The organism is Sporosarcina siberiensis (assembly GCF_042681925.1).
Classification (GTDB): domain Bacteria; phylum Bacillota; class Bacilli; order Bacillales_A; family Planococcaceae; genus Sporosarcina; species Sporosarcina siberiensis.
In genome coordinates this window covers 41,534-55,041 of sequence record NZ_JBHUGI010000027.1, presented here as the reverse complement: position 1 = coordinate 55,041, position 13,508 = coordinate 41,534, and the positions used below count along the sequence as shown (strand labels likewise).

Below are 13,508 nucleotides of genomic sequence, written 5' to 3'. Positions count from 1 at the left end.
TTACGTAAAATAAAGTGTCCTGTATATATCTAATTCAACTCCAAACAAACTTCTATCACAGAAAAGTGAGCATTTCTTACAAAGATAAACACATCTGACAGAACTATCGCCCATACGAAACCGTTATGATATAATGGACATATTCAAATTAATTAGATAAATTAGAATGAAATTAAATAGGGAGAGATGATAAGGTGCCAATTAATATACATAAGCAATTGCCAGCCAGACAACTGCTAAAAGAAGAGAAAATATTTGTAATGGACGAAGATAAAGCAATATTGCAGGACATTCGTCCCTTAAGCATACTTATCGTAAATTTAATGCCTGAAAAAGAACGAACTGAATTACAATTATTAAGATTGTTAGGAAACACGCCATTACAAGTCAATATTACTTTTTTAAATATGGCTTCACATGAATCTAAAAACATCAGTAAAAACCATTTAGACGAATTTTATAAAACATTTGAAGAAGTAAAACATAGAAAGTTCGACGGAATGATCATTACAGGTGCCCCTATTGAACATTTACCATTTGAAAAAGTAAACTACTGGGAAGAATTAGTTGCGATTATGGATTGGTCAAAAAAAAATGTGACTTCTGTATTACATATATGCTGGGGAGCGCAAGCAGCACTTTATCATCACTATGGAATTGATAAACATGAATTATCGAAAAAATGTTTTGGTGTTTTCTCTCATCAAACATCTGATTCAACTGTTAAACTTGTCCGTGGTTTTAATGATGAATTCAATGCACCCCATTCTCGTTATACGTCCATTTCAGTAGAGGAAATAAACAACAATCCTGAACTCACATTGCTGGCCGTTTCAGAAGATGCAGGTGCATTTATCATTTTATCAAACGATGAAAAACATATAATGATCACAGGGCACCTTGAATATGATGCAACAACATTAGCTGAGGAATATCAACGGGATCATGCCAAAGGTGTAGAAGTGGACATCCCTGAAAATTATTTTCCGAATGATGATCCGAGTCAAGCCCCACTAAACACGTGGCGGTCACATACTCACTTACTGTTTTCAAATTGGTTGAACTACTATGTTTACCAAGAAACACCTTATGAATGGGAATAATGCCTCAACGAGCTAAGACTGAAAATAAGTATAGGATTGAGTGATACAGATTAATGGGGAAAAAAATGAATCTGAGAGCACATCCAAGAATGTTTGGAATTGTTCTTGTTTTAATTGCTGCGTTAATGTGGGGTGTTTCGGGAACAGTTGCCCAGTTCTTATTTGAGCAGCGCTCATTTAGTGCTGAATGGCTAGTTGTTATTCGATTACTGATTTCCGGGGTAGTCATGCTATTGATTACAAATAGAAAAAAAGAAATAAATGTTTTTGATATTTGGCGTCATAAATACGATGCTCTAGGTCTAATTTTTTTTAGTATTATGGGAATGCTTACAGTCCAATACACTTTTTTTGCCGCTATTAAACACTCGAATGCTGCTACTGCGACAGTTATTCAGTATTTAGCACCTGTATTGATTGTTTGCTATATGGCTTTTCGTGTTAGGAAAGCACCATCCAAAACTGAAACTTTCGCCGTAATTCTAGCACTCTTTGGTACATTTTTATTAGTTACAGAAGGAAATGTGAGCAGTTTGGCAATCTCCAAACCAGCTTTGTTTTGGGGCATAGCATCGGCATTTTCTTTGGCCTTTTATACGTTGTATCCACTTAAGTTATTAGCTAGATGGGGTTCAGGTATTGTTGTTGGTTGGGGAATGTTAATAGGGGGCGTTGCATTTAGTTTTGTACATCCTCCTTGGAATTTTGTTGGTGATTGGGACTTGCAATCCTTTTTTGCTCTTATATTTATTATTATAGGTGGTACAATCATCGCGTTTTTTTGTTATTTAGAAAGCTTAAAATACATAACTGCTTCTGAAACCAGTTTACTAGCATGTGTAGAACCACTTTCAGCTGCATTTCTATCCGTTGTGTGGCTTCATGTAGCGTTCAGTTTAGAAGAATGGCTAGGAACTGCATGTATATTAGCAACAATCATGATTTTGTCTCTGTCGAAGAAACAAGAAAAGTATTGATGTTTAAATAAAAAACCCCCTTCTTTATGTAATTGCATAAGCTGAAGAATACGCAAACTAAAGGGGGATATGTATGTCGTTATTTATGAACGAGAGGGAACATCCTGGAGTCTATCAGAACAGTGTGAATAGAATTGAACCAAATCAAAATTCTTTTAAATCAGATGTAGTCACAGAATTACTAAAAGAACAAAAGAGTGAGAATGACAACTTACAACATTATTTGCGGAAGCTTGAAAAAGATATGAAGAAAACGGAGCAAAGACTTTTAAGACAGTCGGATAGAATTGGTAATCAGTTTGATAAACTAGAAGATTTGGATTATCGTCATGAAGTATTTGAATCGAACACTTCAACATGGATCGAAAAAATAAATATTGAAAATAAAGTCCAACAAGATGTCCTATCTAACTCGCTTTTACTAGAGGAGGATTTAGCAAGTAAAATAGATGAACAATCTAATACTCAGAAAATGATAGTCAAACAACAAGAAGAACAAGAAGTCGAGCTAGTTGAAATCGGAAAACGTCTAGTAAATCAAGAAGCATTGTTGGAAAAAGTTTTGAGGCAAATTGACTATTATAGATCCATTTTATTTGAACGTACACAACTTTTTGCTGGGAAAATAGAACAAGGTTATACAAATTCAACATCTTATGTTTCCAGACTGGTAAAAGGTGAAAACAAGAATGTGAAAGATGCAGAAGATATTTAATTCGATACAAAAAAGTCTGACTCTAAAGGGTCAGACTTTTTTTCATTTCTATTCTAGTAAGGCTACTCTTTTTCAAATATGAAATCGCTTACAAATTAAATAAAAAAAGGATTGACAATATTGCGATAACAGACTACTATTTATTTAACGACCAATTAACGACGCGAAATGGGGATGAGATTTTATGAAACAGAATGCCGAGAAAGATATAAAATTTTGGATGGTATTAGTTCCGCTCTTTGTTATGATTTTTGTAATGATTGTTACAGTAGTTAAGTTAGAGCAGGGGCCTCATATGCCGTTAATTGTCGGTACAATTACTGCCGCTTTAATTGCTTGGAAGGCAGGATTTACTTGGAAAGAAATTGAGGAAATGATGTATAAAGGAATTCGGTTAGCTCTACCAGCAGTTGTCATTATTATGCTCGTTGGTTTGACAATAGGTGCATGGATGGGCGGCGGAATTGTTGCAACAATGATCTATTATGGCTTGCAAATAATTACACCTTCTTGGTTTCTAGTTACAATCGCAATAATATGTGCAATTGTCTCATTAGCAATTGGTAGTTCTTGGTCTACGATGGCGACAATTGGTGTTGCCGGAATGGGAATAGGTTTGAGTATGGGAATACCTGCAGGAATGATAGCGGGTGCGGTTATATCGGGGTCCTATTTTGGAGATAAGATGTCACCTCTATCCGATACAACTAATTTGGCGGCAGGTCTGACGGGTACCGATTTATTTGATCATATTAAACATATGTTGTTCACAACAATACCAGGATTAGTAATTGCACTGGGTGTGTATGCTTTTTTAGGAAGAAGATTTGCTGGGGAACAAATGGATGCAATTGGAATTGAACAAACAGCACGAGTTTTACAGGAAAGTTTTCTAATTACTCCTTTCCTATTGCTAGTACCTCTTGCGGTAATCGTAATGGTTGCGCTTAAAATACCAGCGATACCGGCACTTATTGTCGGAATAATACTCGGTTTTTTTGCCCAAATCTTTATACAGGGTGGATCTACTGTAGGTGCAATAGAAGCATTACAAAGTGGTTTTGCTATTGAAACAGGAAATGATATGGTAGACGGTCTTTTTAATGGCGGTGGTTTAGATTCAATGATGTATACGGTTTCAATGGCAATAGTAGCTATGACATTCGGGGGAATACTTGAGTTTTCTGGTATGCTGCAATCCTTAATGAACCAACTTTTGAAAGTAGTAAAATCAACTGCAGGTTTAATTTCATCCACAGTAGCTGCGTGTGTTCTAACGAACGCAACTTGTTCAGAACAATATGTATCAATTGTCGTTCCTTCAAGAATGTTCAGTAAAGCATATAAAGACAAAGGGTTAAACTCTAAAAATTTATCTCGTGCACTAGAGGACGGCGGCACATTGACCTCTGTATTTATACCTTGGAATACATGCGGAGTATTCATATTAGGGACATTAGGCGTCGGTGTTGTCGAATACGGACCATATGCGATTTTAAATTTAGTTGTACCATTTATATCAATCTTCTATGCGGTAACTGGGTTTACGATTGTAAAAATGACCCCTGAAGAATTAGTGCAAAGAGATCTGGAAGCGGCTTTGGAAAAAGAAGTGGTAAGTTTAAACTAATAAAATAAAAAAGGAAAGTTCACTTTATAGTGGACTTTCCTGTCGTTTTATTAGTAGATTGGGAATTTAAGTTCGTAAAGTGAACGAGGTCTTCCTTGACGGTAGGCCATCTCTTCTCCAACAATTTTGGCATAATCGCATTCGACGAGCTTTTTTAACGTACGCTCTGCGGTTCTTCTAGACACATTTAAATGCAATGAAAGATCATTTGTGGTAAATTGTTTGGATTGTCTGCCTTGGCTAAATGTCATTAGCTTCGAAATATTAGCAGAACTTAAAGTGGTTTTTTTAGCCATTTCAACAAGAACTGGATCATGTAGTTTTAGTTGGATGGAGCCATCTGAATGCGGAAATGGACCCAGTAACTTTTTGTTTGAATCTAACACATAGAAGGAAAAATCATTACTTTTTTTGTTAAAATTCAGTGCGAAATGAGCATTTTCTTTAGCATCCATTATTGATTCACCACAACCAAATGCAATTTGAACTTCATTTTGCATGGATTTAAATAAAGCTAGAAATTCACTATTTGTTAACGCAAACTCGATGTTTCCCATCGTAGTATAGATTGTATATTCTCCGTTTAACTCACTAAATTGTGCTCGTAAAAGGGCTGTAAGATTTTCAACGAATTCTACGACTTTAGATGATTTCTTTAGGACAGTCACTAAACCAACTGCCGTTTGGGCAGAGTTGCTTCTCTTTAAAAGGGCTTCGTGTTTTGCATATTCAATATTACGCAAAATAGCACTTTCCGGATCAATTATTTTTTGTGTAGGAATATTGTGTAGTTTTAATTGTTCATAAACTGCGTGCACACTCGTAATTGCCAAATCAGTTTTTCCTGCTTGTGAAAGGCTTTTATGGAACATTGTAATTTCATTAATGAGCTCGTCTTCACGTAATAAATGAACAAATGGAGATTTTGTTGTCTCATTTAAGTCTTTCAGAATATGGTCAATATGTTCTTTTTCGCGAATATCAATGGAGATTTTGTTGAAATCCAGTTCGTTTTGTAATGCGATATGTAGTAATGTTATGGCAACAGCGGATTCGTCTTGCTTCATGTAAAGTACAGGAATGGAAATGTTTGAAAGTGAATCTGTAGCATGTAAATAGGAAAGCGATCCGGAAAAAAGAATGACATCACATGGTTGGATCTCGTGTATTAGTTGCGCTGATTCCTTCGGTTCTTGATACCGATATAAATCCAGTTCAATATCGTTTCGTTTAGCAACAATTTTCTCGGCACGATTGCAAAATTCATCAGGACCAATAATTGCGATTTTTATAATCATTAAAATACCTCCTTTATATAGCGACTATTTAACGACAATGATACAATTAAATATAAGAAATACCAACCGAAAGGATTGATTTAAATGAAAATTACTGAAATTGAGATTTTCGCATTGCATTTTCCCTTATACGAACCGTTTGTTGTGAGCTATTGTTCGTACGATTATATGCCGTCCATTATCGTGAAAATGACAACAGACACAGGACATATTGGGTATGGTGAAGCCGTATCAGATGAACATGTAACTGGCGAAAGTTTAGAAAGCACTTTTGCTGTTTTGCAACATACACTTGCTCCAAAATTGATTGGTGAAAGCCCTAGAAATATGGAACGTATTCACGAGTTAATGGATTCATTAATACTTGGTGTTCCAAGTGCGAAAGCCGCATTGGATATCGCTTGTTATGATGTGGTCGGTAAGAGTTTAGGCGTTCCCGTTTACGATCTTATAGGCGGTAGATATCATGATGAATTTCCAATAACACATGTCTTAAGTATTGCATCACCTGAAAAAATGTCAACTGAAGCTTTAGAAAAAGTGTCAGAAGGATATCGATCATTGAAAATGAAGGTTGGTACAAATGTTATGGAAGACGTGAAGCGAATTGAAGCTGTCCGAGCCAAAGTGGGGGAGGATATAGCGATTCGTGTAGATGTGAATCAAGGTTGGAAAAATAGTGCAAACACGCTACAAGCCCTTAAAAAGTTGGAACATTGTTCACTCGATTGGTTGGAACAGCCTGTTGTTGCAAATGACATCGACGCAATGGTAGAAATCAAATCTAAATCATCGATACCTATAATGATTGATGAGGGAATGTGTGGGGTTCCTCAAATGAGAGAAATAATTGCGAAACGAGCTGCTGATAAAGTAAATATCAAACTTATGAAGTGTGGCGGTATTTATCCCGCTACAAAACTTGCAAATATGGCGGAAATGGCTGGAATAGAGTGTCAAGTTGGTTCGATGGTTGAGTCATCTATTGGTTCAGCAGCTGGATTTCATGTTTCATTTTCAAAGAAAATAATTACAAGTGTCGAACTGACAGGTCCACTAAAGTTTAGTAAAGATATTGGTAATTTACATTACGATGTTCCTTTCATTCGTTTAACGGAAAAACCAGGACTCGGAATTGATATCGACGAGACTGTTTTAAAGGAATTAACAATTTACTCTGAGAAGGTCATCGGATGAAAATGAACCATATTTTAAAAAATGGAACCGAAATCAGTTTCAAGCGACTGAATGTGCAGCATTTAGATGAAATCATGTCCTTGCAACAAAAGGTAGTAAATGATTTACTAACAGGATCTTTTTTACAACCATTAGATGAAGAGGAATTTCTATATATTCTAGAGGGTAAAGGTTTAATGATTGGTGCATATTATAATGAAGAGCTAATCGCTTTCCGAGCGATGATGGAGCCTGAATTAGATGAAGAGCATCTTGGTAAAGGAGCAGGATTAGATAAATCTGTGTGGTCGGAAGTATTGTATTCTGAAATTACGAATGTGAATCCTGAATTTCGTGGGAATGGGCTTCAAGTGTTACTAGGAGAACTTATTATGAATGAAGTGGATGTAGAACGATTTCGTTATATTCTAACTACAGTCGCACCATTTAATATAGCGAGTTTAAAAGATAAGTTTGCACATGGAATGAAAATTGTTTCGCTTGGAGAAAAATATAACAATAAGTTGCGATATACGATGATGAAGGACTTGAAAAAGTCTGATATTACATTTAAAGTGGCAGATCGAAAAAGTATTGCGATGGCTCATACAAACGAACAACAATTACTAATGAAAAAGGGTTTTGTTGGAACGAAAATCGAACTCGTAAATGACGAATGGATTGTTCATTATGAAAAAAATGAATAACTGGATATAAAAGGCATCCTTAACCGAAATTGGTTAAGGATGCCGCATTTTTTGAGCTATTCAAATTGGGACTAAACTACTTTTTTTCTTGTGTACTCTTCTTTCTTGCGTTTGGGGTAATTGGCTCATGCTTTGGTTTTATATTACCTAATTCAGATAACTCTAGAGAGATTTCTTCTTTCATAGATCCAGGTTTGATTTTCTGGTTTTTGGGTGTTTGAGGCAATGAAGAAGAGTTGTTGCTTGCACCTTTATGATTATCTTTTCCCAAGTATGTGACCTCCTTTCACTTAAAGAATTGCACTTTCTTATCATGGTCCAAAAACTACTTTTTCATGTGTTTTATAAAAATGGAAAAAGAATATAGAAAATATACAGACAACTTTCTATTGAATAGAAGGTACTACTCCGATATACTAATAGTAATTACTCTTACTATTTTGAAGAGGTAATTAGGTTGAGTTGGATTTAAATAAAATAATTGGGGGGATTACTTTGACAAAAAGAAAGCGCTTACTTACGTTGGGAGCGATACTACTAAGTTTTAGCTTGGTAATGGCTGGATGTGGAACGAAAGACGAAGATTCGAAAACAGGAACTGCAGGGGAAGACGGAAAAATAACAAAACTTATTGTTGGAACAGATGCCACGTACGCACCAATGGAATCTATGGATGCTAGTGGGAATATTGTTGGGATTGATATTGATATCGTGAATGCAATAGCAGAAGAATTGGGTATTGAAGTAGAATACAAAAACTACGGATGGGAGCCTTTATTCCCTGCTGTAGATAGTGTTGAAGTAGATTTTGCAGTATCTTCAATTACAATCACTGAGGAACGTCAAAAGTCGTATGATTTCACTGATCCCTATTTTGTTGCAAATCAATTAATTCTAGTCCCTGAAGATTCTACAGTAGAAAACTTCCAAGATTTGAAAGACCTTCGCGTAGCAGTTCAAATTAATACTACTGGACATATTGTTACTCAAGGGCTTCAAGGGGAAACAAGTACTAATATTCGTGCAATAGAAACAATGCCTTTGGCAATTACTGAAATGATTAATGGAAATGCTGACGCAGCGGTAGGAGATAATGCTGTAGTTATCGAGTACAAAACTCAAAATCCAAACGTAAAAGTAAAAACAGTAGAAGACGATAGTTTTGAAAAAGAGTTCTATGGATTGATGGTTAAAAGAGGAAATAAAGAAGTCTTAGACTTATTGAATAAGGGGATTCAAGCAGTAAAAGACAATGGGAAATTAAAAGAAATCACTGGATTTGATGTAGAATAATTATCTTTCTCCCTCAAATCATGAAATAGGAGTGATGGTTTTGGATTTTCTAAATATTCGTTGGGACATGTGGGAAATGATATGGAATTATCGTTCTATGTTTATTCGTGGAATTGGGATTACACTTGCATTAACCGCGATTGGTTATGTTCTCGGACTTTGCTTAGGTTTGTTTGTTGGAATGGGTAAACTATCTAAGAGAAAGTGGATCTTTTATCCCGCGAAATATTACGTAGATTTCTTCCGTGGGACACCCTTACTTGTACAAATTTTATTAATTCATACTGCTATAATACCTGGAATTTTCGGACACTCCTTAGGGTATTTTGTATCTGGTATTATAGCGCTAACATTAAATAGTGCCGCTTATAACGCGGAAATCATTCGTGCAGGAATCCAGTCAATTGAAAAGGGTCAGAATGAAGCGGCTAGATCTTTGGGTATGACATCAGGTACTGCAATGAAATTGATAGTTTTACCACAAGCATTTCGACGAATGGTTCCACCGCTAGGAAATGAGCTTATTGCACTAATGAAAGATTCCTCATTACTAATGGTTATCGCTGCACCGGATTTATTATATGCAGGAAAGATAGTTGCCGGAGCCTCAAGTAGATTCTGGGAACCTTACATTACTGTAGCGGTACTTTATTTATTGCTCACGTTTATTTTTGGTAAATTAATAGGTTATATAGAAAATAGATTTAGTAATAGCTATATACCTTCGCCAAGAAGAGGAATCTTTAAATTTGGACGAGAGTCAGCAGGAAGGTGAATAAATGATTAAAATCCAAAACTTGCACAAATCATTTGGTGAGTTACAAGTCTTAAAAGGAATTGATTACGACGTAAAAGAACGAGAAGTTATATGTGTGATTGGACCAAGTGGTTCAGGGAAAAGCACTTTCCTACGATGTATAAACTTGTTAGAAGAGATTACATCAGGTGAAATTTTCATTGATGGGGTTAAAGTGAATGGTGAAAAAACAGACATTAATGAAATCCGAAAAGAAGTAGGCATGGTGTTTCAACAGTTCAATTTATTTCCTCATATGCGTGTATTGGATAACATCACTGCCGCACCAAAAAAAGTACGGAAAATGAATAAGGCAGATGCGGATATACTTGCACACTCATTGTTACAAAAAGTAGGCTTAAGTGATAAAGCGAATGCTTATCCCGAACAATTGTCTGGCGGTCAACAACAACGAGTTGCAATTGCTAGAGCATTGGCTATGCAACCCAAAATTATGTTGTTTGATGAACCAACATCTGCACTCGATCCAGAAATGGTGCAAGAGGTTTTAGATGTTATGAAAGCTCTGGCATTAGAAGGTATGACAATGGTAGTCGTAACACATGAAATGGGTTTTGCACGGGAAATGGGTGATCGTGTATTGTTTATGGATCAAGGATATATTGTAGAAGAAGGCCCACCTGATCAATTATTCAATCATCCTAAAAATGAGCGAACAAAAGGTTTTCTAGGTAAAGTACTTTAATATATAAGGAAATCATCCAATCGAGAAAACTTTCTCACTCAGTGATTGGATGTTTTTTAATTTAAATAATAATACTTATGAAATATACTTGTTAGTTTATTATACTAATAGGGAAGGAGTAGATTATGATTATAAAAAGAATATTTGCCGTTTATTTTCCGCTAGTACTAGTTTGTGTGTTTTTTTTCCAACAGCATGTGTACGCTGAAAACAGTAGTTTTAAAGATGTGTTACCAAGCCACCCGAATTTTGATATCATTCATGAAATGCAGGAATTAGGAGTAATAAATGGATACGGGGATGGGACGTTTAGACCGCAGTTATCGATTAGTCGTCAACATGTTGCTTTGTTATTAACAAGGATATTGCCGTTAGAGCCTATTAGAGGTCAAAAGTACTTTAATGATCTTCCGGAGACGAATGTTTATTACGATGCGATACAACAAGTCCAACAGGCCGGAATTATGGATGGAGACAAAAATGGGAATTTCAATCCTACAGCACTGCTTACACGTGTTCAATTGGCAAAGGTACTCCATTTAGCCTTTGACTTGGAAATAAAAGCGACTTATGATTTTCAAGATGTTCCAGAAAGTCATTGGGGCAATAGTCATGTCCGCGCACTGTATTCTAACGGGATTACGACAGGCGATGGTGGATTATTTATGCCTCAAGGAACTGTGACTCGTTTGCATTATGCAGTATTTCTACATCGCTTGATGAATATAGATGAACGTTTTGTTGCTCTTCCGATTGAAAAACCAAAACCAACTAAACCAAAGCCGGATGCGTTATCGCCGATTTATGTAGAGGGAATATTAATTGCAAGTAAAAATTACCCTTTACCAGCTAATTATTCACCTGGTGAAAATGCGGAAGCGAGAAAAGCGTTTACTGAATTTAATAAACATGCGAATAAGAATGGCTATAATTTCACTGCATTTAGTACATACAGGTCTTACTCTTATCAGGAAAAGTTATTTGAAGACTATGTGAAAAAAGATGGTCTTGTTGAAGCAGCAAGGTATAGTGCACGGGCGGGAGAATCGGAACATCAATCAGGGTTAGCCTTTGACGTGGGACTCGTGGGACAAAGTAGTAAATGGTTTTTAGAAACGAAAGCTTCTGAGTGGATGGGTAAGAATGCACATCATTACGGATTCATTGTTCGATATCCTAAAGAAAAAGAAAAAATTACCGGATACATCTATGAGCCTTGGCATTTGCGTTATTTAGGTGTTGACCATGCCGAGAAAGTTTATGCTAGTGGTAAAACATTAGAAGAATACTTGGGGATAGAATGAGTGGGATATTCATAAAGATGTGTGTTCAATGGTATTTACAGTTACTTTTAATCCATAAAAAAACCAGTTTCCGATTGGAAACTGGTGAAAACATAAATGTTTTATTAAAGCCACCTTTGCCGTATTACATAAGAAAGTTTCAAACCACCACTCCTCAAAGTGGGTGTTTGCAGAAACTATCTTGTCTGTCCTTGTTGGATAAATCGAACAAGGCTTGCCATTCGAGTTTCGATTAAAACTCCCTATTACAGTATAAAGGTTGAAACTAATTATCGATACGTACAACGCAGCTTCTATTAATAGTGTACACCAACTTATTCAAATGTACAATAGAAGTAATATCCAGTTTAAAAAGGGAAGGAGTAGATTGAAGTGAAACTTTATCAAATGATTATTAATGGGGAAGAAGTGGGGCATGATCTTCCGAGAGTAGACGTTCACAACCCTGCGACTGGAGATGTATTTGCATCTGTTCCTTTAGGAGGAACAGATGAGGCGATACGAGCTGTAGATTCGGCATATAATGCATTTGAGAAATGGTCGAGTCTTTCTACTTACGAAAGAAGCGATCTGATTCGGAATTGGTATGATTTAATTAAAGAACATACAGATGAGCTCGCTAAAACAATGACAGAAGAACAGGGAAAACCTTTTTTAGAGGCAAAGGGCGAAATTAATTATGCAAATGGTTTTATTTCATGGTACGCAGAAGAAGGAAAAAGGATATATGGGGAAACGATTCCTGCAACACAGCAAAATAAACGATTATTTATTCATAAGCAACCTGTTGGCGTTACTGCAGTCATTACACCGTGGAATTTCCCGGCAGCCATGATTACGAGGAAAGTTGGCCCTGCGCTCGCTGCGGGATGTACAGTAGTCATTAAACCTGCTAGCCAGACACCACTCACTGCTATAAAACTCGTGCAGTTAGCTTTAGAGGCTGGTATTCCAAAAGGTGTAATCAATGTTGTAACAGGAAACTCGAAACTAATAGGTGAAGCGTGGCTTGCGGATACTCGCGTTCGAAAACTTACATTTACGGGTTCTACAGAAGTGGGTAAAGAATTAATGAAGGGTGCTGCAGAGACTGTAAAAAAAGTGTCGCTCGAACTTGGAGGTCACGCACCAGCAATTGTAATGGATGATTGTGATATTGACAAAGCTGTCGACGGAGTCATTGCAGCGAAATTTAGAAATGCTGGGCAAACATGTGTCTGTGTGAATCGTGTTTACGTTCATGAATCGATTGAAAAAGAATTTACTAAGAAGCTCGTTGAAAAAGTAAAATTGTTGAAACTCGGAAATGGAATGACCGAAGGCGTTACGATTGGACCGTTAATAGACATTTCTGCAGTTCGGAAAGCTCTAAACCATGTAAACGATGCCATTGAGAAGGGCGCTACTTTAGAGATAGGTGGAAATAGAAAAGAAGGCCTCTTTTTTAATCCGACAGTGTTAACAAATGTCACGGATGATATGATTTGTATGAAGGAAGAAACATTCGGCCCCGTTACACCTATTACCGTCTTTAAAACCGAGGAAGAAGCGATTAGGCGAGCGAATGATTCTATATATGGACTAGCTGCTTATGTTTTCACAGAGAATATATCTAAAGGAATACGGATTTCTGAAAAGCTGGAATATGGAATTGTAGGATTAAACGACGGCAGTCCTTCAACACCACAAGCGCCGTTTGGTGGGTTTAAACAAAGTGGATTGGGTCGTGAAGGTGGCCATCACGGTATCGATGAATATTTAGAAGTGAAATATATATCTTTAGGATTATAAGAATTCTGCAGT

13 protein-coding genes and 1 other RNA gene are annotated in these 13,508 nt (G+C 36.4%); 11 read left to right on the top strand and 3 right to left on the bottom strand.

Annotated elements, in window-relative coordinates; genetic code table 11:
- The first annotated feature begins 194 nt into the window (after positions 1 to 194).
- The 4 genes from metA to nhaC all read left to right on the top strand — a co-directional run bounded on the left by metA (position 195) and on the right by nhaC (position 4,425).
- Positions 195 to 1,103, top strand: a complete 909-nt coding sequence (gene metA / locus ACFSFY_RS10305) for a homoserine O-acetyltransferase MetA (RefSeq protein WP_381537806.1) — start codon at positions 195 to 197, stop codon at positions 1,101 to 1,103.
- A 65-nt stretch (positions 1,104 to 1,168) separates the two neighbouring features.
- Positions 1,169 to 2,080 (top strand): DMT family transporter, encoded by a 912-nt coding sequence (locus ACFSFY_RS10300; RefSeq protein ID WP_381537804.1) that lies wholly within the window; start codon positions 1,169 to 1,171, stop codon positions 2,078 to 2,080.
- Positions 2,081 to 2,153: 73 nt separating this feature from the next.
- Positions 2,154 to 2,795, top strand: a complete 642-nt coding sequence (locus ACFSFY_RS10295) for a hypothetical protein (RefSeq protein ID WP_381537803.1) — start codon at positions 2,154 to 2,156, stop codon at positions 2,793 to 2,795.
- 184 nt (positions 2,796 to 2,979) lie between these two features.
- Positions 2,980 to 4,425 carry a Na+/H+ antiporter NhaC gene (gene nhaC, locus ACFSFY_RS10290; protein WP_381537801.1) on the top strand — a complete coding sequence of 482 codons (1,446 nt, stop codon included), beginning with the start codon at positions 2,980 to 2,982 and terminating at the stop codon, positions 4,423 to 4,425.
- 50 nt (positions 4,426 to 4,475) lie between these two features.
- On the opposite strand, the gene ACFSFY_RS10285 is transcribed toward nhaC, so the two are convergent.
- On the bottom strand, positions 4,476 to 5,723 hold the full coding sequence (locus ACFSFY_RS10285; protein ID WP_381537799.1) for a hypothetical protein: 1,248 nt from the start codon (positions 5,721 to 5,723) through the stop codon (positions 4,476 to 4,478).
- 84 nt (positions 5,724 to 5,807) lie between these two features.
- Here ACFSFY_RS10285 and ACFSFY_RS10280 point away from each other — a divergent pair, with 84 nt between their 5' ends.
- Positions 5,808 to 6,920 carry a mandelate racemase/muconate lactonizing enzyme family protein gene (locus ACFSFY_RS10280; RefSeq protein ID WP_381537797.1) on the top strand — a complete coding sequence of 371 codons (1,113 nt, stop codon included), beginning with the start codon at positions 5,808 to 5,810 and terminating at the stop codon, positions 6,918 to 6,920.
- Positions 6,917 to 7,606, top strand: a complete 690-nt coding sequence (locus ACFSFY_RS10275) for a hypothetical protein (protein ID WP_381537795.1) — start codon at positions 6,917 to 6,919, stop codon at positions 7,604 to 7,606. Before ACFSFY_RS10280 ends, ACFSFY_RS10275 begins: the two co-directional genes overlap by 4 nt.
- A 76-nt stretch (positions 7,607 to 7,682) precedes the next feature.
- On the opposite strand, the gene ACFSFY_RS10270 is transcribed toward ACFSFY_RS10275, so the two are convergent.
- The gene (locus ACFSFY_RS10270) at positions 7,683 to 7,877 is read right to left on the bottom strand and encodes a hypothetical protein (RefSeq protein WP_381537793.1); all 195 of its coding nucleotides are present in this window, start codon (positions 7,875 to 7,877) and stop codon (positions 7,683 to 7,685) included.
- Positions 7,878 to 8,101: 224 nt separating this feature from the next.
- On the opposite strand from ACFSFY_RS10270, the gene ACFSFY_RS10265 reads away from it, so the two are divergent.
- The 4 genes from ACFSFY_RS10265 (at position 8,102) to ACFSFY_RS10250 (ending at position 11,705) form a co-directional block, all read left to right on the top strand.
- A complete protein-coding gene (locus ACFSFY_RS10265) occupies positions 8,102 to 8,899 on the top strand; it encodes a basic amino acid ABC transporter substrate-binding protein (RefSeq protein WP_381537790.1) in 798 nt (265 codons plus the stop codon).
- 40 nt (positions 8,900 to 8,939) lie between these two features.
- Positions 8,940 to 9,674, top strand: coding sequence for an amino acid ABC transporter permease (locus ACFSFY_RS10260; RefSeq protein WP_381537788.1), 735 nt, complete (start codon positions 8,940 to 8,942; stop codon positions 9,672 to 9,674).
- A 4-nt stretch (positions 9,675 to 9,678) separates the two neighbouring features.
- Positions 9,679 to 10,401: an amino acid ABC transporter ATP-binding protein gene (locus ACFSFY_RS10255; RefSeq protein WP_381537786.1), complete on the top strand. Its 723-nt coding sequence runs from the start codon at positions 9,679 to 9,681 to the stop codon at positions 10,399 to 10,401.
- A 125-nt stretch (positions 10,402 to 10,526) separates the two neighbouring features.
- Positions 10,527 to 11,705, top strand: a complete 1,179-nt coding sequence (locus ACFSFY_RS10250) for a D-alanyl-D-alanine carboxypeptidase family protein (RefSeq protein WP_381537785.1) — start codon at positions 10,527 to 10,529, stop codon at positions 11,703 to 11,705.
- Between the two features lie 103 nt (positions 11,706 to 11,808).
- Here the strand turns inward: ACFSFY_RS10250 and ssrS are convergent.
- Positions 11,809 to 12,001, bottom strand: a non-coding RNA gene (gene ssrS / locus ACFSFY_RS10245) — 6S RNA.
- Between the two features lie 76 nt (positions 12,002 to 12,077).
- On the opposite strand from ssrS, the gene ACFSFY_RS10240 reads away from it, so the two are divergent.
- Positions 12,078 to 13,496, top strand: a complete 1,419-nt coding sequence (locus tag ACFSFY_RS10240) for an NAD-dependent succinate-semialdehyde dehydrogenase (protein ID WP_381537784.1) — start codon at positions 12,078 to 12,080, stop codon at positions 13,494 to 13,496.
- Positions 13,497 to 13,508 lie beyond the last annotated feature (12 nt).

Bases quoted from the DNA above. Each gene is read 5' to 3' on its own strand.
- ACFSFY_RS10300 (WP_381537804.1), top strand. From the start codon at position 1,169: ATGAATCTGAGAGCACATCCAAGAATGTTTGGAATTGTTCTTGTTTTA.
- ACFSFY_RS10295 (WP_381537803.1), top strand. From the start codon at position 2,154: ATGTCGTTATTTATGAACGAGAGGGAACATCCTGGAGTCTATCAGAAC.
- nhaC (WP_381537801.1), top strand. From the start codon at position 2,980: ATGAAACAGAATGCCGAGAAAGATATAAAATTTTGGATGGTATTAGTT.
- ACFSFY_RS10285 (WP_381537799.1), bottom strand. From the start codon at position 5,723: ATGATTATAAAAATCGCAATTATTGGTCCTGATGAATTTTGCAATCGT.
- ACFSFY_RS10280 (WP_381537797.1), top strand. From the start codon at position 5,808: ATGAAAATTACTGAAATTGAGATTTTCGCATTGCATTTTCCCTTATAC.
- ACFSFY_RS10275 (WP_381537795.1), top strand. From the start codon at position 6,917: ATGAAAATGAACCATATTTTAAAAAATGGAACCGAAATCAGTTTCAAG.
- ACFSFY_RS10255 (WP_381537786.1), top strand. From the start codon at position 9,679: ATGATTAAAATCCAAAACTTGCACAAATCATTTGGTGAGTTACAAGTC.
- ACFSFY_RS10250 (WP_381537785.1), top strand. From the start codon at position 10,527: ATGATTATAAAAAGAATATTTGCCGTTTATTTTCCGCTAGTACTAGTT.